15 protein-coding genes, 1 tRNA gene and 1 pseudogene are annotated in these 19,198 nt (G+C 72.7%); 8 read left to right on the top strand and 9 right to left on the bottom strand.

All coding sequences use genetic code 11. From position 1 onward, the window contains the following. Positions 1-13 precede the first annotated feature (13 nt). Entirely contained in the window at positions 14-871 is an 858-nt protein-coding gene (locus ACN28G_RS16285; RefSeq protein WP_091440931.1) for an aldo/keto reductase, read from the bottom strand. A 327-nt stretch (positions 872-1,198) separates the two neighbouring features. Between ACN28G_RS16285 and pyk the strand changes: the two genes are divergently transcribed. Together pyk and ACN28G_RS16275 are read left to right on the top strand one after the other, a co-directional pair. Beyond that, the gene (gene pyk, locus ACN28G_RS16280; protein ID WP_091440928.1) at positions 1,199-2,647 is read left to right on the top strand and encodes a pyruvate kinase; all 1,449 of its coding nucleotides are present in this window, start codon (positions 1,199-1,201) and stop codon (positions 2,645-2,647) included. Further along, positions 2,644-3,528: an acyl-CoA thioesterase gene (locus ACN28G_RS16275; protein WP_421479551.1), complete on the top strand. Its 885-nt coding sequence runs from the start codon at positions 2,644-2,646 to the stop codon at positions 3,526-3,528. Before pyk ends, ACN28G_RS16275 begins: the two co-directional genes overlap by 4 nt. A gap of 126 nt (positions 3,529-3,654) precedes the next feature. On the opposite strand, the gene ACN28G_RS16270 is transcribed toward ACN28G_RS16275, so the two are convergent. Both ACN28G_RS16270 and ACN28G_RS16265 read right to left on the bottom strand, forming a co-directional pair. Beyond that, positions 3,655-5,469, bottom strand: a complete 1,815-nt coding sequence (locus tag ACN28G_RS16270) for an extracellular solute-binding protein (RefSeq protein ID WP_421479550.1) — start codon at positions 5,467-5,469, stop codon at positions 3,655-3,657. A gap of 24 nt (positions 5,470-5,493) precedes the next feature. Next, entirely contained in the window at positions 5,494-6,996 is a 1,503-nt protein-coding gene (locus ACN28G_RS16265) for a serine/threonine protein kinase (RefSeq protein ID WP_421479549.1), read from the bottom strand. 285 nt (positions 6,997-7,281) lie between these two features. Between ACN28G_RS16265 and ACN28G_RS16260 the strand changes: the two genes are divergently transcribed. Next, positions 7,282-7,743, top strand: coding sequence for an RrF2 family transcriptional regulator (locus ACN28G_RS16260; RefSeq protein WP_091440920.1), 462 nt, complete (start codon positions 7,282-7,284; stop codon positions 7,741-7,743). Positions 7,744-7,908: 165 nt separating this feature from the next. After that, a complete protein-coding gene (locus ACN28G_RS16255; protein ID WP_091440917.1) occupies positions 7,909-8,829 on the top strand; it encodes a sulfite exporter TauE/SafE family protein in 921 nt (306 codons plus the stop codon). Positions 8,830-8,889: 60 nt separating this feature from the next. Here ACN28G_RS16255 and ACN28G_RS16250 read toward each other — a convergent pair whose 3' ends face one another. Together ACN28G_RS16250 and ACN28G_RS16245 are read right to left on the bottom strand one after the other, a co-directional pair. Further along, the gene (locus tag ACN28G_RS16250) at positions 8,890-9,135 is read right to left on the bottom strand and encodes a hypothetical protein (RefSeq protein ID WP_421481006.1); all 246 of its coding nucleotides are present in this window, start codon (positions 9,133-9,135) and stop codon (positions 8,890-8,892) included. 18 nt (positions 9,136-9,153) lie between these two features. After that, a pseudogene (locus ACN28G_RS16245) lies at positions 9,154-10,319 on the bottom strand (pyridoxal phosphate-dependent decarboxylase family protein); the annotation flags it as partial. A 223-nt stretch (positions 10,320-10,542) separates the two neighbouring features. Between ACN28G_RS16245 and ACN28G_RS16240 the strand changes: the two are divergent. Then, the gene (locus ACN28G_RS16240) at positions 10,543-12,828 is read left to right on the top strand and encodes a cellulose binding domain-containing protein (RefSeq protein WP_280519233.1); all 2,286 of its coding nucleotides are present in this window, start codon (positions 10,543-10,545) and stop codon (positions 12,826-12,828) included. Positions 12,829-13,054: 226 nt separating this feature from the next. Here the strand turns inward: ACN28G_RS16240 and ACN28G_RS16235 are convergent, their stop codons facing one another. Continuing rightward, on the bottom strand, positions 13,055-14,050 hold the full coding sequence (locus ACN28G_RS16235; protein ID WP_421479548.1) for an LLM class flavin-dependent oxidoreductase: 996 nt from the start codon (positions 14,048-14,050) through the stop codon (positions 13,055-13,057). 132 nt (positions 14,051-14,182) lie between these two features. Next, entirely contained in the window at positions 14,183-14,662 is a 480-nt protein-coding gene (locus ACN28G_RS16230) for an Lrp/AsnC family transcriptional regulator (RefSeq protein WP_091440905.1), read from the bottom strand. Positions 14,663-14,764: 102 nt separating this feature from the next. Here ACN28G_RS16230 and ACN28G_RS16225 point away from each other — a divergent pair, with 102 nt between their 5' ends. Next, positions 14,765-15,925 carry a trans-sulfuration enzyme family protein gene (locus ACN28G_RS16225; protein WP_091440900.1) on the top strand — a complete coding sequence of 387 codons (1,161 nt, stop codon included), beginning with the start codon at positions 14,765-14,767 and terminating at the stop codon, positions 15,923-15,925. Positions 15,926-16,138: 213 nt separating this feature from the next. Here ACN28G_RS16225 and ACN28G_RS16220 read toward each other — a convergent pair whose 3' ends face one another. Both ACN28G_RS16220 and ACN28G_RS16215 read right to left on the bottom strand, forming a co-directional pair. Then, complete coding sequence (locus ACN28G_RS16220) at positions 16,139-16,699, bottom strand: hypothetical protein (protein ID WP_244891690.1); 561 nt, start codon at positions 16,697-16,699, stop codon at positions 16,139-16,141. 220 nt (positions 16,700-16,919) lie between these two features. Next, a tRNA-Leu gene (locus tag ACN28G_RS16215) sits at positions 16,920-16,996 on the bottom strand. Positions 16,997-17,091: 95 nt separating this feature from the next. Between ACN28G_RS16215 and ACN28G_RS16210 the strand changes: the two genes are divergently transcribed. Continuing rightward, positions 17,092-17,712, top strand: a complete 621-nt coding sequence (locus ACN28G_RS16210) for an ANTAR domain-containing response regulator (RefSeq protein WP_091440894.1) — start codon at positions 17,092-17,094, stop codon at positions 17,710-17,712. Between the two features lie 61 nt (positions 17,713-17,773). Beyond that, positions 17,774-19,147: a hypothetical protein gene (locus ACN28G_RS16205; RefSeq protein WP_421479547.1), complete on the top strand. Its 1,374-nt coding sequence runs from the start codon at positions 17,774-17,776 to the stop codon at positions 19,145-19,147. Positions 19,148-19,198: the final 51 nt, after the last annotated feature.

Here is a 19,198-nt window from a genome sequence, read left to right as displayed (position 1 = left end):
CCCTTCCTTACCGTCAGGTGGCTTTGGCCAGGGCTTCGTACTCGTCGTCGGTGAGCTGCACCTCGGCGGCGGCCACGTTCTCCTCCAGGTGCGCCACCGAGGAGGTGCCCGGGATGGGGAGCATGACCGGCGAGCGGCGCAGCAGCCAGGCCAGCGCGAGCTGGGCGGGCGTCGCGCCGTGGGCGGTGGAGATGGCGTCCAGCGGCCCGCCCGGCTTGGCCAGGTTGCCGGTGGCGATCGGGAACCACGGGATGAACGCCAGGTCGTTGCCTTCGCAGTGCTCCAGGACCTCCTCGGCGGAGCGGTCGGCCAGGTTGTACAGGTTCTGTACCGACACGATCGGGGCGATCCGCCGGGCCGCCACGATCTGCTCCACGGTCACCTCGGAGAGGCCGATGTGCCGGATCTTGCCCTCCTGCCGCAGCAGCTCCAGCTCGCCGAGCTGGTCCTCCAACGGCACCTTGGCGTCGACCCGGTGCAGCTGGTACAGCCCGATGCTGTCCAGGCCGAGGTGGCGCAGGCTCAGCTCGCACTGCTGGCGCAGGTACTCCGGGCGGCCCACCGGGCGCCAGTCACCCGGGCCGGAGCGGGTCAGCCCGGCCTTGGTCGCGATCACCAGGTCGTCGGCGTACGGGTGCAGCGCCTCTTTGATCAACATCTCGGAGACGAACGGCCCGTACGAGTCGGCGGTGTCGATGAACGTCACCCCCAGTTCGTACGCCCGGCGCAGCACCCGGACCGCTTCCGCCGGGTCGCGCGGGTCGCCCCAGACCCCTGGGCCGGTGAGCTGCATGGCGCCGTAGCCGAGCCGGTCGACGGTCAGGTCGCCGCCGATCCGGTAGCTTCCGGCGGCCTTCGCGGGCTGTGCCATCAGGGGTACCTCGTTCCTCTACGTCACGTGACCAACGGGTCTTGATTCCCCCGACTGGGCCCTCGTCAACGTCCCACTACCCGATCGTGGCCGACGACACCCACCGGGCGGGCGGAATCCACCGTCGCCGCGGTGCCCGGCCGACCGGCCGTCCGCCGGGCGAGTACGCTCTGCGTCGCGGTCGCCGATGCCCGCGTCCGAGGCCCCCCGCGTGACACCGGACGACCACGAGTCCGTCGACCGGTCCTGGTACCCCGGGGTTGGACCGATGTTTCCGTTTCCGAAAGGGGCCGGCCGGTGGGTCGACCCGGGGGAGAGACTAGCCTGATGGGCGTGACACGCCGCGCGAAGATTGTCTGCACTCTTGGTCCCGCCACCTCGTCGCCGGAGCGGATCCGGGGACTGGTCGAGGCCGGGATGAACGTGGCCCGGCTGAACTTCAGCCACGGCAGCCACGACGACCACGAGTCGGTGTACCGACTGGTCCGCGAGGCGGCCGAGGCCGCCGGCGTGCCGGTGGCGGTCCTGGCCGACCTGCAGGGGCCCAAGATCCGGCTCGGCCGGTTCGCCGACGGCCCGCACGAGTGGCGCACCGGTGACTCCGTGGTGATCACCGGCGACGACGTCGTGGGCAGCCGGGACCGGGTCTCCTGCACCTACCGGAAGCTGCCGCAGGAGGTCAGGGCCGGTGACCGGCTGCTGATCGACGACGGCCGGGTGGCCGTCGAGGTCACCGAGGTCACCGGCAACGACATCCGGGTCCTGGTCACCGAGGGTGGCCCGGTCTCCAACAACAAGGGCGTCTCGCTGCCCAACGTGGCGGTCAGCGTCCCGGCCCTGTCGGAGAAGGACGCCGACGACCTGCGCTTCGCCCTCAACCTGGGCGCCGACATGATCGCCCTGTCCTTCGTCCGCTCGGCCGAGGACATCAAGCTGGTGCACAGCATCATGGCCGAGGTCGGGGTGTACCGGCCGGTGCTGGCCAAGGTCGAGAAGCCCGAGGCGGTGGACCACCTGGAGGCCATCGTGCTGGCCTTCGACGGGGTGATGGTGGCCCGGGGCGACCTGGGCGTGGAGATGCCGCTGGACGAGGTCCCGCTGGTGCAGAAGCGCGCCGTGCAGCTCTGCCGGGAGAACGCCAAGCCGGTCATCGTGGCCACCCAGATGCTCGACTCCATGATCGAGAACTCGCGGCCCACCCGGGCCGAGGCCTCCGACGTGGCCAACGCCGTGCTCGACGGCGCGGACGCGGTGATGCTCTCCGGCGAGACCAGCGTCGGCAAGTACCCGGTGCTCACGGTGAGCACCATGGCCAAGATCATCACCACCACCGAGGCCGGCTCGATCGGCGTGCCCCGGCTGCAGCACGACCCGCGTACCCACGGTGGCGCGCTCACCGTCGCCGCCTCCTCGATCGCCCGGGCCATCGGCGCCAAGGCGCTGGTCGCCTTCTCGCAGACCGGTGACACCGTCCGGCGGCTCAGCCGGCTGCACTGCGACCTGCCGCTGCTGGCCTTCACGCCGGTCTCGGAGGTGCGCAGCCAGCTCGCCCTCTCCTGGGGCGTGGAGACCTTCCTGATGCCGTTCGTCCAGCACACCGACGACATGTTCCGCCAGGTCGACGAGTTGCTGCTCGGCCTCGGCCGGGCCAACCCCGGTGACTACGTGGTGATCGTCGCGGGCAGCCCGCCGGACAGCCCGGGCTCCACCAACACGCTGCGCGTACACCAGCTCGGCTCGTTGGTCGACGCGGACTCGGCGCGGGCGTTGCGGTGACCGGCGGCGGCGTGGCGGTCGGTCAGGCCGCGGTCGACCAGCTCCTGGAGCTGCTCGACCTCGCCGCCGTCGGCAGGATGGCCTTCCGCGGCGTCAGCCCGCCGGTCGGCCCACTACGCGTGTACGGCGGCCAGGTGGCCGGCCAGGCCCTGGTGGCGGCCGGCCGCACGGTCGAGGCGGAACGGTCCGTGCACTCGCTGCACGGCTACTTCGTCCGCCCCGGCGACCCGGCGGAGCCGATCGACTACCAGGTCGAGAACGTCCGCGACGGAAGGTCGTTCTCGGTCCGCCGGTCGGTGGCGCTGCAACACGACAAGCCGATCTTCTTCATGTCGGCGTCGTTCCAACGCGCCGAGGAGGGTCTGGACCACCAAGCCCCCACCCCGCCGGACGTGCCGGGGCCGGACGAGGTCCCGACCATGGCCGAGCGGCTCTCCCGCTACCCGGAGCGGCTCGGCATCTGGGGGCAGATCCCCCGCCCGATCGACGTGCGCTACGTCGGCGAGCCCGGCTGGGTACGCCCCGGTGACCGGCCCGCCGAGCCGCACCAGCGGGTCTGGATGCGCGTCGACGGCAAGCTGCCCGACGACCCGCTGCTGCACGCCTGCCTGCTTACCTACGCCTCCGACCTGACCCTGCTGGACTCGGTGCTGTCGGTGCACGGCGAGGTGTGGGGGCCCGGTGGCGTGGTCGGCGCCAGCCTCGACCACGCGCTCTGGTTCCACCGGTCCTTCCGGGCCGACGACTGGTTCCTCTACGACAGCACCAGCCCGTCGGCCTCCGGGGCGCGGGGCCTGGCCACCGGCCGGATGTTCACCGCCACCGGCCGGCACATCGCCACCGCCGTCCAGGAAGGACTGCTGCGCCGCGTCGGCGAGTGACCCGCCGGTCGGCGAGTGCGGTCCGGGTGGAAGAAGGTCGCTGCTTCCGGGAAACAGTGCGGTCCGGGTGGAGGAAGGCCGCTGTTCGCCCGAAACAGTGCGGGCGGGGTGGGGTAGCGGGCCCGGTCAGAAGCTGCTGACGAGTTTGACGAAGGCGTCGTCGATGGTGGTGGGGTCGGTGGCGTCGAAGGCCTTGCCGGCTGACGCCTTGGCGATCCGGTCCAGACTGGCGAAGTCGGACTGCTGGTCGAAGGCGATGCAGAAGACCTTGACCGGGCGCTGCGGGTCCAGCGCGATGTCGGCGAGCAGCCGGTCGAGATCCTGGTCCTTCGGGTACTCGTTCTTGCCGTCGGTGAGGATCACCACCGCGTTGATCCGGTTCGGGTCGTAGCGTTGCGTCAGGTGGCGGTGCGCCGCCCGGACCGTCGCGTACAGCGCGGTGTTGCCCTCGACCCGTAGCCCGGAGAGCCGGTCGGTGAAGCGGTCCCGGTCGAACGGCGCCAGCTTGAGTTCCTCGCTGTAGGGCCGGGTCGGCCGGTGCGGCCGGGTCTCCGACGAGAACGACCAGAGCGCCACCTGGTCGGCGGAGTTGAGCAGGCCGATGCCCCGGCCGGCGGCACCGGTCGCCACCTGGAAGCGGGTCCGGGAACCGACCTTGGCCTCCATCGACCCGGAGGTGTCCACCGCGAACAGGATGTTCGCCTTCTTGCGCAGGGTGGCCCAGCCGTCGAGGATCGCGTCGACCACCTCCGGCTCCGGTGGGTCGAAGTAGGTGAGCGGGGCGGCGTCGCCGGCCGAGACCGCGGCGACCAGCGCGTCGGAGGGGCGCCGTTCGTGGTCGCGGAAGCCCAGCTCGGCGAAGCTGCGCTGCTGCGGGGCATCCTGGAGGTACGCCAGGAAGTCCGCGGCGGCCGCCGCCTGGGGCGCCTCGGCCGAGGGCAGCACCACGTACGGGTGGTCGAGGTTGAAGGTCCCCTCCTTCGGGTGGATCGCCACCAGCGGCATCCGGGGCCGCTGGCCGGGCGTCGGGCCGAGCTGCCCCTCGTTGTAGAGGTAGACCAGCTCCTCCTGCAACACGACCGCGCTCATGTCGGTCACCGGCGCCCCGGCGGCCGGACCATCGGCAGTCGGACCATCGGCGGTCGGGCTCGGGTCGGCGGCGGCCCGGTCGGCCTCGGCGAGATCGCGCAGCAGGTCCACCGAGTCGTCGCTGTAGTGCGAGACGTTGGCCTCGATCCGGCGGACGAACTGGGTGACCGCCGGCTTGGCCAGGTCGGCCACCGTCAGATCGCTGGCCCGGTTCACCGCCGCGTAGTAGGTCGCGATGGTGGCCGCCAGGCCGGAGGTGGAGAGGTTCGGGTTGTCCTTGCCGAAGGTGAAGCGCCCCCACTCGGGCCGTCCGTACGCCGCCCAGCCGGTGTCGCCGGAGAGGCCGAGCAGCTCCGCCCAGCCCAGCTGGCCGCGTTGCCGCACCAGCTCGGCGCGGTCCTGCGGCATGGCGACGACAAGCGGGCTGTTGGCGATCGACGGGTACCGGCCCGGGGTCTGCGGGGTCCGCCCGGCCGTGGTGTCCAGGACCCGCAACCGGGCCGTCCAGAGACTCGACGTCGGCAGCCACACCTGCGGTGCCGGCAGCTGCGGCTGCCGGGCGGCCCAGCCGCCGGCCAGCGCCTCCATCGCCGCGCCCGAGTTCAGCCCGTGCACGCTCACCTGGGCGCACCGGCCGTCGAACCGACGGTCACTGTCGTTGTACCGGGCGGCGAGCCGACCGAGCAGCTCGCTCTTCTCCGTCGAGGAGCTGACCTGCAGGACCACGCAGTCGCGCCGGTCCGGGCCGGTCGCCGGCCCGACGACCAGGTACGCGGCGACGATCACGGCGAGGCCGGCGACGACGGACACCAGGTACGGCAACCACTGCCGGGCGGGTCGACCGGTGGTCATCGCGTCCTCCACTGTGGTCGGGGCTCAGGCGTCCGGGCGGGCGCCCGGTCCACCGTGCTGACTGTGGCCGGTGCCGGCCCGCGTCGCAGCACCGTCGGTTCCGTCGGTCCCGGCGGTCGCGCCCGGTGTGCCGGTCGCGCCCGGGACGGCCGAACTCGGGGCGGTGGTTCCGTTCGGGGCGGTGGTTCCGTTCGGGGTGACGGCTCCGTTCGGGGCGGCGGCGACCAGGAGACGCACACCGTAGACCACGACGAAGGTCAGCGCGCCGACGGCGGCGGCGACGCCCACCATGGTGGACGCGACGTAGCCGACGGCCACCCCGACCGAGCCGAAGAAGATCGCGAGCGAGATCCCCCAGGCGTCGCCGACCTCCCGACGCAACCGCCCCGGCCAGCCCACCGCGGGCCCCGACCCGCCCCGATACGGCGGCGCGGGCCGCAGCCCTCCGCCCGCCGCGGGTGGTAACCCGTGGCCCGTCGCGGGCTGCGTTCGTGGGCCCGGTGCGGGTGGAAATCCTTGGCCGGTCGCGGGCTGCGTCCCTTGGCCGGTCGCGGGCTGCGTCCCTTGGCCCGTCGTGGACGGTGGTCCTTCGTCCGGTGCCGGTTGCTGGTGGGTGGCCGGCATGTCGTACGGGCGGGTGGAACCCTGTTGGCGCGGGACCGCCTGGGTGGCCGCCGCGTCGGTGCCGGCGCGCAGCACGGACCGGATCGGCAGCGCCGCGCCGGGGTGGGCGGCGTGCCCCAGCAGTCGCAGCAGGACCTGGTCGGCGCTCGGCCGGCGCTGGTGCTCCTTGTCCAGGCACTCCTGGATCAGCTCGGTCAACGCGGCGGAGAGCCCGGCCAGCTCTGGTGGATCGTGCAACACCCGGTGCATCACCACCGGCAGCGGGCCGGTGCCGAACGGCGGCCGTCCCGCCGCCGCGAAGGCGATGGTCGCCGCCCAGGCGAAGACGTCGCTGGCCGGTCCGACCTCGGTGTCGCGGAACCGTTCCGGTGCCATGTACGGGGTGGTGCCCATGATCCGGTTGGTGAGCGTCTCGGTGACGTCCAGGGCCCGGGCGATGCCGAAGTCGATCACCCGCGGGCCGTCCGCGCCGAGCACCACGTTGTCGGGCTTCAGGTCACAGTGCACGATGTCGGACCGATGGATCGCGGTGAGCGCGGTGGCGGTACCCACGGCCAGCCGGTGCAGCGCGTTGCCGGTGATCGGGCCGTGTTCCCGGACGTGCCGTTGCAGGGTGGGGCCCTCGATGAACTCGCTCACCACGTACGGCAGTTCGCCGTCGACGTCGGCGAAGAGGATCTGCGCGGTGCAGAACGGCGCCACCCGCCGGGCGGCGTTGATCTCCTTGGCGAACTGCGCCTTGGCCCGCGGGTTCTGGTGCAGGTCCACGTTGATCATTTTGACGGCGACCAGCCGGCCGTCCTGGTCCCGGCCGAGGTAGACCACCCCCTGACCGCCCGCGCCGAGCCGACCGAGCAGCTCGTAGGGGCCGGTCCGCTGCGGATCGCGTGAACTCAGCGGCATCACATCCGGCATTGGTGTCGCTGCCCCTATCGCCCCGGCTCCGCGCGCGGAAGCGCGCCCTATATGTCCGCGCGCGGACGCGCGCCCTATATGTCTGCGCGCGGAGGCGCGCCCTATATGTCTGCGCGCGGAGGCGCGCCCTATATGTCTGCGCGCGGAGGCGCGCCCTATATATCCGCGCGCGGACGCGCTTCACGTCGCCGGGCGGCGTCGAACCGACGACAAGGGGTATCGTGCCACGGCCCCGCCAGCGACCGCGCCTGCCTGACGGCTAACCTTGCCGACATGCGCCTCTCCGCCCGGGTCGACTACGCCCTCCGTGCCGCCGCCGAGCTGGCCGCGGTCCCCGAGGGTGGGCGCTCCCGGCCGGTCACCGCCGAGCAGATCGCCCGAGCCCAGGAGATTCCGCCGAAATTCCTGGAGAGCATCCTGTTGCAGCTGCGCCGGGGTGGGATCGTGCACGCCCAGCGTGGCCCCGAGGGCGGCTACTGGCTGGCCCGACCGGCGGCCGAGATCTCCCTCGCCGAGGTGATCCGGGTGATCGACGGCCCGCTGGCACACGTGCGCGGCCAGCGGCCCGAGCAGCTGGGCTACCTCGGGGCGGCGCGGGCTCTGCAGGAGGTGTGGATCGCCCTGCGGGCCAGCGAACGGCAGATCCTGGAGCTGGTCTCGATCGCCGACGTCGCCGCCGGCAAGCTCCCGGAACGCATCAACGAGCTGGTCGCCGACCCTGACGCCTGGGTCTGACCGCCTCGAGCCGACCCGCCTGGGGCGAGGTCTGACCCGTCTGCGGCGGGGTCCGACCCGCCTGCGGCGGGGTGTCCCATCCACCGGTCGGGGGATTGACCCGGGCGCTCCTCTGCCGCATTGTCGACCAAGTCGGTAGGACATGCGGAAAAGCTGGGGGCGTTCATGCGTAAGCTGCTGGTCCTCACCCTGGTCGGGCTCGCCGCGCAGCTGGTCGACGGTGCCCTCGGCATGGGGTACGGCCTGACCTCGACCACCCTGCTGCTGGTCGCCGGGGTGGCCCCCGCCGCCGCGTCGGCCTCGGTGCACCTGGCCGAGATCGGCACCACGCTGGCCTCCGGGGTGGCCCACTGGCGCTTCGGCAACGTCGACTGGCGGGTGGTCGGCCGGATCGCGGTGCCCGGCGCGGTCGGCGCGTTCGCCGGCGCCACCGTGCTGAGCTGGCTCTCCACCGAGACCGCCGCACCCTGGATGGCCGCCATCCTGTTCACCCTCGGCGTCTACCTGCTGGTGCGCTTCGCCCGCCGGCTGCCCGCCACCCGTACCGTCGGGCGGTTGCGCAGCCGGTTCCTCGGCCCGCTCGGGCTGGTCGCCGGTTTCGTCGACGCCACCGGCGGCGGTGGCTGGGGACCGGTCGCCACGCCGGCGCTGCTGGTCTCCGGGCGGATGGAGCCGCGCAAGGTGATCGGCTCGGTGGACACCTCCGAGTTCGTGGTCTCCGTCGCGGCCAGCCTCGGGTTCCTCATCGGTCTCGGCGGGGCGGGCTTCGTGCTGCCCATGGTGCTGGCCCTGCTGATCGGCGGGCTGATCGCGGCGCCGATCGCCGCCTGGCTGGTGCGCGTCGTCCCGGCGCAACTGCTCGGCGCGGCGGTCGGTGGCGTGATCGTGCTTACCAACGCCCGGATCCTCATCCAGGTAGGCCCGGTCGGCAGCAGCGCGCAGCCGGTGATCTACGCGCTGCTGGTGGCCGGCTGGGTCACCGCACTGGTGCTCGCGGTCCGCGCCCTGCGCCGGACCCGCCGGGAGGAGGCCGCCGCGGCGGCCACCGCGACCCCCGAGCGGCCCCTGGCCTCCGTCGACAACTGACCGGTCCCCGTCGGGAGCACGCGGGCAGGGCCGGCGTCCGTCGCCGGCTGGCCGGCGGGCTCACCCCGGTCGGTCGGCGAGCAGGTCGGTCGCGGTCGTCGCGAGCAGCTGCCACACCTGGTCCACGTGTGCCGAGGTGGTCTGCGGGGAGCCGACCGCCAGCCGCAGGGCGTACCGGCCGGCGACCCGGGTGTGGGTCAGGTACGTCCGGCCGGTGGCGTTGACCCGGGCCAGCAGCTCGGCGCTCGCCCCGTCCCCGGCGACCAGCCGGAAACAGACAAGCGCGAACGGGTGCGGGGCGACCACCTCGAAGCGGTCGTCGGCGCGTACCCGGGTGGCGAACCGGTCGGCCAGCGCCACCCCGGAGCGGACGTGCGCCCGCAGGCCCGCCGCGCCGTACCAGCGCAGCACGAACCAGAGCTTAACGCCCGCAACCGGCGGCCCAGCGGCACCTGCCAGTCCCGGTAGTCGATCACCGCACCCGACTCGGAGGCCGCGTTGCGCAGGTACTCCGGCAGCACCGTGAGCGCCTCGACCAACTCGGCGGCGTCGGCCACCCAGAACGCGTCACAGTCGAAGCCGGTCAGCAGCCACTTGTGCGGATCGAAACAGTACGAGTCGGCGTACCGCAGGCCGGTGTGGGTCCAGCGCAGCTCCGGGCAGACCGCGGCGGCACCGGCGTACGCGGCGTCGACGTGCAACCAGACGCCGTACTCCGCGCAGATCGCGCCGATCTCGGGCAGCGGGTCGACGGCGGTGGTGGAGGTGGTCCCGACGGTGGCCACCACGATCGCCGGCACGATCCCGTCGGCCAGGTCGTCGGCGATCGCCGCGCGTAACGCCCGCGGGCACATCGCCTGGGTGTCCGGATCCACCTCGACCGGCCGGAGCCCGTCGGTGCCGAGTCCGGTGATCCGGGCGGCCTTCTCGATCGAGGAGTGCCCCTGCGTGGAGGCGTACACCCGGTAGCGGCGGTCGACGCCCGCGGTCCGCCAGCGACCCCCGCTCGCCCGGTGCAGCGCGACGAGGGTGGCCACCAGGGTCGCCGAGGAGGCCGAGTCCTGGATGACCCCACCGCCGGACGAGGTCGACCGGAACCGTTCGGGCAGGTCCATCAGCTCGGCCAGCCAGTCCAGCAGCACCGTCTCCAACTCGGTGCCGGCCGGGCCGGTCGCCCAGAGCATGCCCTGCACTCCCAGACCGGAGCTGACCAGGTCGCCGAGGACGCTCGGCCCGCTGGTGTTGGCCGGGAAGTACCCGAAGAAGGCGGGATGCTGCCAGTGGGTGAGTTGGGGTGCGATCAGGTCGTCCAGGTCGGCCAGGACCGCGGCCACCGGCTCACCGTGCTCCGGCGGCCCGGCCGGCAGGGACGCCGTCACCGTACCCGGCGGGTCCGTGGTGGTCACCGGGCGTTGCCCGAGGGTGGCCCAGTAGTCGGCGATCCAGTCCACGACGGCGTACCCGGCCCGGCGGAACTCCTCGGGGTCCATGTGCTCAGCCATCCGACGAGTCGAGCAGCTGCCCCGGCGAAGATCAAGCGGTCAGCCGGTTGTGCTCCGGGAAAGCGGTGTCCTAGCATCCGGGTGCGCGGGATAGAACTACGGATGTCGATGGATGTCCGCCACCGTCGTCAGCGCGGCGACCCACCACCGGCCCGGGCAGCCGGTGGCGGCTCCGACGCCGCGCGCCCTACCTCCAGTGGAGGCAGCCCCCGTGCCAACCAAACACCTACGCCGCCGTACCCCGGCCCGTACCCGGGCGGTTCTCGCCGCCGTCGCGGCGGTCGGCACCCTCGCCGCCGGCACCCTGCCGACGGTCGCCGCCGCCGACGCCGCCGGCTGTCGGGTCGACTACCGGATCACCAACCAGTGGACCGGCGGCTTCGGCGCCGACGTCACCGTCACCAACCTCGGCGACCCGATCGACGGCTGGACCCTCACCTGGTCGTTCGCCGCCGGCCAGCAGGTCGTCCAGGCCTGGAACGCCACCGTCACCTCCACCGGCGCGCAGGTCACCGCCCGTGACGCCGGCTACAACGCCGTGCTCGGCACCGGCGGCACGGCCAGCTTCGGCTTCAACGGCTCATGGACCGCCAGCAACCCGGTGCCGACGAGTTTCGCGCTCAACGGCACCACCTGCACCGGCGCCACCCCGCCACCGACCAGCCCACCAACGCCGACCATCGGGCCACCGACCATGCCACCCACCACGCCACCGCCCACCACCGGGCCACCGACCAACCCGCCGGCCGGGGCCAAGCAACTGGAGAACCTCGACCGGGGACTGGTGAGCGTCCGCTCCGGCAACGGCAACCTGGTCAGCTGGCGGCTGCTCGGCACCGAGACCACCGGGGTGTCCTTCAACCTGTACCGCGGCGCCACCCGGGTCAACGCCACCCCGATCACCGGGGCCACCAACCACCTCGACACCGGGGCCGCCGCCGGCTCGACGTACACCGTGCGGGCCGTGGTCGGCGGCGTCGAACAGGCCGCCTCCGCCCCCGCCCTGCAGTTCGGCGCCGGCTACCTCGACGTGCCGCTGCAGATTCCCCCCGGCGGCACCACCGGCAGCGGAGAGGCGTACACGTACACCGCCAACGATGCCAGCGTCGGCGACCTCGACGGCGACGGCCGGTACGAGATCGTGCTCAAGTGGGAACCGAGCAACGCCAAGGACAACTCGCAGTCCGGCTACACCGGCAACGTCCACGTCGACGCGTACACCCTCACCGGCACCCGGCTGTGGCGGGTCGACCTCGGCCGCAACATCCGCGCCGGGGCGCACTACACCCAGTTCCAGGTGTACGACTACGACGGCGACGGGCGCGCCGAGGTGGCCATGAAGACCGCCGACGGCACCCGCTCCGGCACCGGCCAGGTCATCGGCAACGCCAACGCCGACCACCGCAACTCCAGCGGCTACGTCCTCGCCGGCCCCGAGTACCTCACCATGTTCGACGGCCGTACCGGCGCCGTCCTCTCCACCGTCACCTACGACCCGCCACGCGGCACCGTCTCCTCCTGGGGCGACAACTACGGCAACCGGGTCGACCGGTTCCTCGCCGGCACCGCCTACCTCGACGGCCAACGCCCCTCGCTGATCATGGCCCGGGGCTACTACACCCGCGCGGTCGTCGCCGCCTGGGACTTCCGCAACGGCACCCTGACCAAGCGGTGGACCTTCGACTCCAACGCCGCCGGCAACTCCGCCGCCGCCGGCCAGGGCAACCACCAGCTCTCCGTCGCCGACGTCGACGCCGACGGCCGGCAGGAGATCGTGTACGGCGCCGCCACCATCGACGACAACGGCCGACTGCTGCACTCCACCGGCAACGGCCACGGCGACGCCATGCACGTGGGCGACCTCGACCCCACCCGCGCCGGCCTGGAGGTCTTCAAGGTCGACGAGGACGCCAGCAAACCCAGCTCCTACTTCGCCGACGCCCGTACCGGCCAGCTCCTCTGGTCCACCCCCGCCTCGGGAGACAACGGCCGGGGCGTCTCCGCCGACATCTGGGCCGGCAGCCCCGGCGCCGAATCCTGGTCCGCCGCGGTGAGCTACCTGGCCAACACCCGGGGACAGAACGTCGGCCGCAAACCCTCCTCGACGAACTTCCTCGCCTGGTGGGACGGCGACCCGGTCCGGGAACTGCTCGACGGCACCCGCATCGACAAGTACGGCACCGGCGGCGACACCCGACTGCTCACCGGCAGTGGGGTCACCGCCAACAACGGCACCAAGTCCACCCCGGCGCTCTCCGCCGACCTCCTCGGCGACTGGCGGGAGGAGGTGATCTGGCGCACCACCGACAACCGGGCGCTGCGCATCTACAGCACCCCGACGCCGACCAGCACCCGGATCCACACCCTGATGCACGACCCGCAGTACCGGGTCGCCATCGCCTGGCAGAACACCGCCTACAACCAGCCGCCGCACCCGAGCTTCTTCATCGGTGACGGGATGGCGCCTCCGCCGACCCCCGCGATCTACCTACGCTGAGCCCACCGCGCACCCGACCTGGAAAAGAGGGTGGTGCAGTCCCGGGTCCGCCGCAACCAGCGGACCCGGGACAGGCACCGGGGAAGCGTGAACCCGCACAACCCGCCCCGGTGCCCCACACCGCAGCACCCCCGACCCGTCCCGACCGGGAATGCCGTACCACCACCGAGGACAAAACTAGGCGGCCTCGGCGACGGGCCGGTGACGTGGCTATGAAGAGCGTGTTTCAGGCACTCCGGCGCAGGCCACCGGCCACCTTCTCGGCGATCAACTCGAACGACCGCACCCGGTCGGCCAGGTCGTACACCAGCGTGGTCAACATCAACTCGTCCGCACCGGTACGCGCCAACAACTCCGTCAACTGCCGCCGGACCGTCTCCGGCGACCCCAACGCCTGCCCCTCCCGCCGGGCCAGCACGAACTCCCGCTCCACCTCGGTGTACGGGTACTCCGCCGCCTCCTGCGGGGTGGCCAACGGCTCCGGCCGCCCCGAACGCAACCGCAGGAACGACAACGCGCTCGGCGCGGCCAGCCACTCCGCCCGCTCGTCGGTGTCGGCACAGACCGCGTTCACCGCCACCATCGCGTACGGCTCGGCCAGCCACCGCGACGGCCGGAAGTGCTTGCGGTACAACGCCAACGCCGGCAACGTGTGCTGCGCACTGAAGTGGTGGGCGAACGAGAACGGCAACCCCAGCAGCCCGGCCAACTGCGCGCTGAACCCACTGGAACCCAACAGCCACACCGCCGGCATGTCCCCCCGGCCCGGCGTGGCCGTGATCGGCCCCGGCCGCTCACCGGTGAAGTAGTTCACCAGATCCGCCAACTCCTGCGGGAAACCCTCCGCCGACAGCCCCTCCATCGTCCGCCGCAACGCCAACGCGGTCACCTGGTCGGTGCCGGGCGCCCGCCCGATCCCCAGATCGATCCGCCCCGGATGCAACGCCTCCAGGGTGCCGAACTGTTCGGCCACCACCAACGGCGCGTGGTTGGGCAACATCACCCCACCCGAACCCAACCGGATGGACGAGGTGTTCGCCGCCAGGTGCGCCAGCAACACCGCCGGCGCGGAACTCGCGATCGCCGGCATGTTGTGGTGCTCGGCCACCCAGAACCGGCGGTAGCCCAACTCCTCGGTACGTCGGGCCAGCTCGGTGGTGTGCCGCAGGGCCGCGCCGGCGGTGGTCCCGGCCGCGACCGGAGCAAGGTCAAGAACAGACATCGGTACGTCGATCACACCATGCCCCAACCCGCCCCCCCGCCCGTTCTGTTCCCACCCCCGTGCAAGGAAGGGCCCCCTGTTAACGCTTTCTGATGTACAGGGGGCCCTTCCAAACACCCCGGGACCGCCTGGTCAGCCCGCTCCGCGTACCTGCTCGAAGATCAACGACGTCTCGGTGTGCGCGACCGCCGGATCCACCGCCAGATGGTCCAGCACGAAGTCCCGCAACGCGTCCCCCGACGCCGCCCGCACGTGCAACACGTAGTCGTCGGCACCCGCCACGTGGAACACCGACACCACCCCCGGCAACCGCACCGATCGGGCCCGGAACGCGTCCACCGCCGCCCGCTCGTGCGCCGTCAACCGGACCGACACCAACGCCTGCAACGGCAACCCGACCGCCGCCGGATCGACGTCGGCGTGGAAACCCCGGATCGCCCCGCACTCGCGCAGCGCCCGGGTCCGGGTCAGACACGTCGACGCCGCCACGCCCACCCGCTCGGCGAGGGCGTTGTTCGGCAACCGGCCGTCGGCGGCCAGCTCGGTCAGGATCGCGCGGTCGACGTCGTCCAGGGCCGCGAACGGCCGCACATCATTCGGTACAGCAGGCATCCGCCCATCCTGCTTCGAACATCAGCGCGCGGAAAGGGGTCCGTGAAGAATCTTCCACAGATCACTTGCCTCGATGCGGCCAGATGTTCGACGCTTCCCGCCATGACGACCGTGGACACCCGAGCCGTGCACGCCGGCCGCGCCGACCTGGCCGCCCTCGGCGTCCACGCCCCACCCATCGACCTGTCCACCACCAACCCGCTGCCCTCGGTCGACGCCGGCGGCCACACCTACGAGACCCTCGCCACCGGCGGCACCCTCCCCACCGGCGACAGCCCCGTCTACCAGCGCCTCTGGAACCCCACCGTCGCCCGGTTCGAAACCGCCCTCGCCGACCTCGAAGGCACCACCGACGCCGTCGCCTTCGCCAGCGGCATGGCCGCCCTCACCGCCACCCTGCTCGCCGCCGCCACCGACGGACGACGACACGTCGTCGCCGTCCGCCCCCTCTACGGCGGCACCGACCACGTCCTGGCCACCGGGCTGCTCGGCACCACCGTCAGCTGGGCCCACCCCGAGCAGGTCGCCACCGCGATCCGCCCCGACACCGCACTGGTCATCGCCGAGACCCCCGCCAACCCCACCCTCGACCTCGTCGACATCGCCGCCCTGGCCGACGCCGCCGGCGACGTACCCCTGCTCGTCGACAACACCGTCGCCACCTGCGTACTCCAGCAACCCGCCCGGCACGGCGCGGCCCTGGTCCTGCACAGCGCCACCAAGAGCATCGGCGGACACGGCGACGTCCTCGCCGGCGTCGTCGCCTGCGACGCCGGCTGGGCCACCCGACTACGCCAGGTCCGCGCCCTCACCGGCGCGATCCTGCACCCCCTCGGCGGATACCTCCTGCACCGCGGCCTGCAGACCCTGCCGCTACGGGTGCGCGCCCAGCAGGCCGGCGCCGAGAAACTCGCCGGCTGGCTCGCCGGTCACCGGGCCGTCACCCGGGTCCACCACCCCAGCCTGCACGACCCCGCCGGGCTGGTCGGCCGCCAACTCGCCGGCGGCGGCAGCCTGCTCGCCTTCGAGGTAGCCGGCGGCGCGCCCGCCGCCACCGCCGTCGCTGACGCCTGCCGGCTCATCACCCACGCCGTCTCCCTCGGCGGCGTGGACACCCTCATCCAACATCCCGCCTCGCTCACCCACCGCCCGGTCGCCGGCGACGCGCGACCCGCAGCCGGACTCCTGCGCCTCTCGGTAGGCCTGGAGGACCCCGAGGACCTCCGCGACGACCTGGCCCGCGCCCTGGCCACCCTCGGCTGACGCCCGCAGGCCCCACCGGCCCCGGGCGGTCGGCGCACCCGGGCCTCTTCCGGAACGACTCCTCGGCGCCGGTGTCCCGGACCCCACCGGCCCCGGGCGGTCGGCGCACCAGGGCCCCGACGGCCGCCGCGCGCGACCGGTACCCCAGGCCGCGCCGCCTTCGGCCGGCCCCGGCGGCCGCCGCGCTCGGCCCGGCGGTCGGGCGCGCGGTGCTCAGTGCTTCGGCCCGACATGCCGATCGAGTACGGCCACCGCCGAGCGCCGCGCCACCGACAACGAGTACGGCATGTTCATCCGCCACTCGACGCCGAGCAGGTCGAGGGCCCACTGGCAGAGGCCCATGATGTCGGTCGACCGGTTGGAGAACATGTACCGCGGATAGACGTAGACCTTCCCGCGGGTGGTCACCCGGTTGGTGGCCCGGCAGCCGTCGGAGTGGAACAGGCCGCGGAGGAAGTCGCCGGGGTGGTCGGCGACGATGCGGCGCTGCCAGTCGGCGAGCACGATCGGCCGCTCGTGCTTCTTGCCCGGCCCGTGCTGCGGCAACAGACACGGCCAGTGCGCGCCACTGCTCTGCACCAGGACACATCCCTGCTTCGGGGTCCGTTGCACCCGGGCCGCGAGGACGGCCAGCATCGCCTGCTCGCAAGCGTCGATGAGGCCGGGGTAGATCTCCGTGCAACTGACCCGCAGCACGGGTGCCTTCGTCGACGTGACAAGGTGGCCGTCGCCCAGGTAGAGGCCCAGCAGGTAGGCGTAGCTGACAATGTCCACCGGGCCGGCCAGAGCCGGGTTGCAGCGGAAGCAACGCAGGGCTGTGCCGTGCTGCTTCCGTTCTGTGCGGTCCCGGCACCAGTGCCAGACGGTCTGGTAGGGGAGTCCTACCTGACGCGCCGTCTCGGCAACCGTGCATCCGGAGAAGTAGATGCGGCGGGCCAGAGTATGGATCTCAAGCGGATGCACGCGGTCATATTCGAACAGGCGTATGACACTTTGGTGCCCCCGGTGGGACTCGAACCCACACTGTCGGAGGTTTGAGCTCCGTCTCTCTTCCGGTTGGAGTACAGGGGCTTCCGTGATTCGGCACTGACAGACTACCCACTAGGCTGGAGACGGTGACACCCGGGCACGGCGGGTGTCGGAGCACAGACTGGTGGGAGTGGCTCGTGGCGGAGACGCAGACGGATGCCGAGCGTAGGCGCGTACTGATCGCCGAGGACGAGGCGCTCATCCGGCTGGACCTGGCCGAGATGCTGGTCGAGGAGGGCTACGAGGTGGTCGGCGAGGCCGGTGACGGTGAGACCGCCGTCCGGTTGGCCGAGGAGCTCAAGCCCGACCTGGTCATCCTGGACATCAAGATGCCGATCATGGATGGTCTGGCCGCCGCCGAGCGGATCGCCGGGGGCCGGATCGCGCCGGTGATCATCCTGACCGCGTTCAGCCAGCGGGACCTGGTCGAGCGGGCCCGTGCCGCCGGGGCGATGGCGTACCTGGTGAAGCCGTTCCAGAAGAGCGACCTGGTGCCGGCGGTGGAGATCGCCCTCTCCCGGTACGCGGAGGTCTCGGCGCTGGAGGCGGAGGTGGCCGGGCTGACCGACCGCCTGGAGATCCGCAAGACCGTGGAGCGTGCCAAGGGCGCGCTGATGACCACGTACGGGATGACCGAGCCGCAGGCGTTCAAGTGGATCCAGCGCACCGCGATGGACCACCGGATGACCATGAAGGAGGTCGCCGAGCGGATCCTGGCCGAGACCGCCGGCGGCGAGGTGGCCGAGCCCGCCTCCTGAGTGTCGTCGCCCCGGTGTGACGGGGCGTCGGGTGTGGCCGGGCATCGATAGCATCCGGTCCATGTTCGCGCGGCGTGCTCTCGCGTCCCTGGTCGTACCGCTGCTGGTGGTTGTCGGTTGTCGGGCCGAGCCGGTCGCCGACGGTCCCGCCGCCGACGCACCGGTGGTGCGGCCGGACTGGGCCGCGGGCGTGGTGGAGCCGCCCGGTGGTGCGCCCGGCCGGTTGCTGGTCCGCGACGCGGTGGCCTGCGGCGGGCGGTGGTACGCGGTGGGCGCGGTGGCCGCGGCCGACGGGGGGACCAGGCCGGCCTTCTGGGCCTCCGACGACGGGAGGTCCTGGCGGGCGCGGGCGGTACGTGCGGAGTCGTTCTACGGCGCGCGGAACGTGCTGTACGCGGTGGGCTGCCGGGATCCCCGGGTGGCGGCGTTGGGGGCGAAGTCCGGTGGGGCGCACGGCAATCCGCGGGTGAGTGCCTGGCGGCAGGCCGCCGACGGCGCGTTGGTCGAGGTGCCGGCGGAGTTCGAGACCTTCGGCGGCCCGGAGGCGGTGGCGGTGGCCCGGGTCGCCGGCGGCCCCGGGGGGTGGCTGATCGCCGGTGGACGGGTCTCCGGGGCGGCGGTCTGGACGTCGCCGGACGCCGGGGAGTTCACGCTGCGTTCGGGGGTTGCGCAGTTGGCCGGGGACGCCCGGGGGCGGACCGCCGGCCTGGACGCGGTGGCCGCGTCGGACGGCTGGGTGGTGGTGGGTTGGTTGCTGCCGCCCGGCGGTACGGCTTTCGTACCGGAGGTCTGGACGTCGTCCGACGGGCGGTCCTGGCGACGTTCGACGTTGCCGGATCGGCTGTCCGGCGTCGAGCGGGACGGGTCGACGTCGGCGGTGGGCGACCCGGCGTCGGCCGGCGGGTCAACCAGGGGTGGCTCGGCGTCGACCGGCGGGTCGGCTCCTGGCGGGTCGGCTCCTGGCGGGTCGACCCCGGGCGGGTCGGCTCCTGGCGGGTCGACCCCGGGCGGGTCGGCTCCTGGCGGGTCGACCCCGGGTGGGTCGGCCGAGCGGGTGGTGTCGGTGGCGGGGGAGCCGGTGGTGGTGGGCGCGGTGGGGCAGGGGTTCGTGCTGTGGCGGCGGGTGGCCGGGCGGTGGCGGGTGGCCGGCGGGTTCGCCGGTGCGGCGGGTGGCGCGGGGGTGCGGTCGGTCGACGGGCTGGCGGCCGACGGCGCGGGGCTGGCCGTGGCGGTGGGGGTGGGCGCCGAGCGGTCGCTGTGGTGGTCCGGTGACGGGGGTGGCTCGTGGGGCGAGGTGGCCTTGCCGGTGGAGGTGCCCGGCGGTGGTGACCACCCGGTGACCGTGACCGTTGGCGGTGGTCGGCTGGTGGTCTTCGTCGATGACGGCCGATCGTCCGGTGTCTGGTCCGTTCGGACGGCGGATCTTGTCCGGTGAGGGGTTTTCGGGGCGTGATTTCCGGCGCCGAAACAAACTCGAAAAATACTC

The organism is Micromonospora sp. WMMA1923 (assembly GCF_049179195.1).
In the GTDB taxonomy this organism is placed as follows: domain Bacteria; phylum Actinomycetota; class Actinomycetes; order Mycobacteriales; family Micromonosporaceae; genus Micromonospora; species Micromonospora yangpuensis.
This window is presented reverse-complemented; position numbering and strand designations above follow the sequence as displayed.

Coding starts and splice junctions, on each gene's coding strand:
- ACN28G_RS16285 (WP_091440931.1), bottom strand. CDS start 871: ATGGCACAGCCCGCGAAGGCCGCCGGAAGCTACCGGATCGGCGGCGAC.
- pyk (WP_091440928.1), top strand. CDS start 1,199: ATGGGCGTGACACGCCGCGCGAAGATTGTCTGCACTCTTGGTCCCGCC.
- ACN28G_RS16270 (WP_421479550.1), bottom strand. CDS start 5,469: ATGACCACCGGTCGACCCGCCCGGCAGTGGTTGCCGTACCTGGTGTCC.
- ACN28G_RS16265 (WP_421479549.1), bottom strand. CDS start 6,996: ATGCCGCTGAGTTCACGCGATCCGCAGCGGACCGGCCCCTACGAGCTG.
- ACN28G_RS16260 (WP_091440920.1), top strand. CDS start 7,282: ATGCGCCTCTCCGCCCGGGTCGACTACGCCCTCCGTGCCGCCGCCGAG.
- ACN28G_RS16255 (WP_091440917.1), top strand. CDS start 7,909: ATGCGTAAGCTGCTGGTCCTCACCCTGGTCGGGCTCGCCGCGCAGCTG.
- ACN28G_RS16235 (WP_421479548.1), bottom strand. CDS start 14,050: ATGTCTGTTCTTGACCTTGCTCCGGTCGCGGCCGGGACCACCGCCGGC.
- ACN28G_RS16230 (WP_091440905.1), bottom strand. CDS start 14,662: ATGCCTGCTGTACCGAATGATGTGCGGCCGTTCGCGGCCCTGGACGAC.
- ACN28G_RS16225 (WP_091440900.1), top strand. CDS start 14,765: ATGACGACCGTGGACACCCGAGCCGTGCACGCCGGCCGCGCCGACCTG.
- ACN28G_RS16205 (WP_421479547.1), top strand. CDS start 17,774: ATGTTCGCGCGGCGTGCTCTCGCGTCCCTGGTCGTACCGCTGCTGGTG.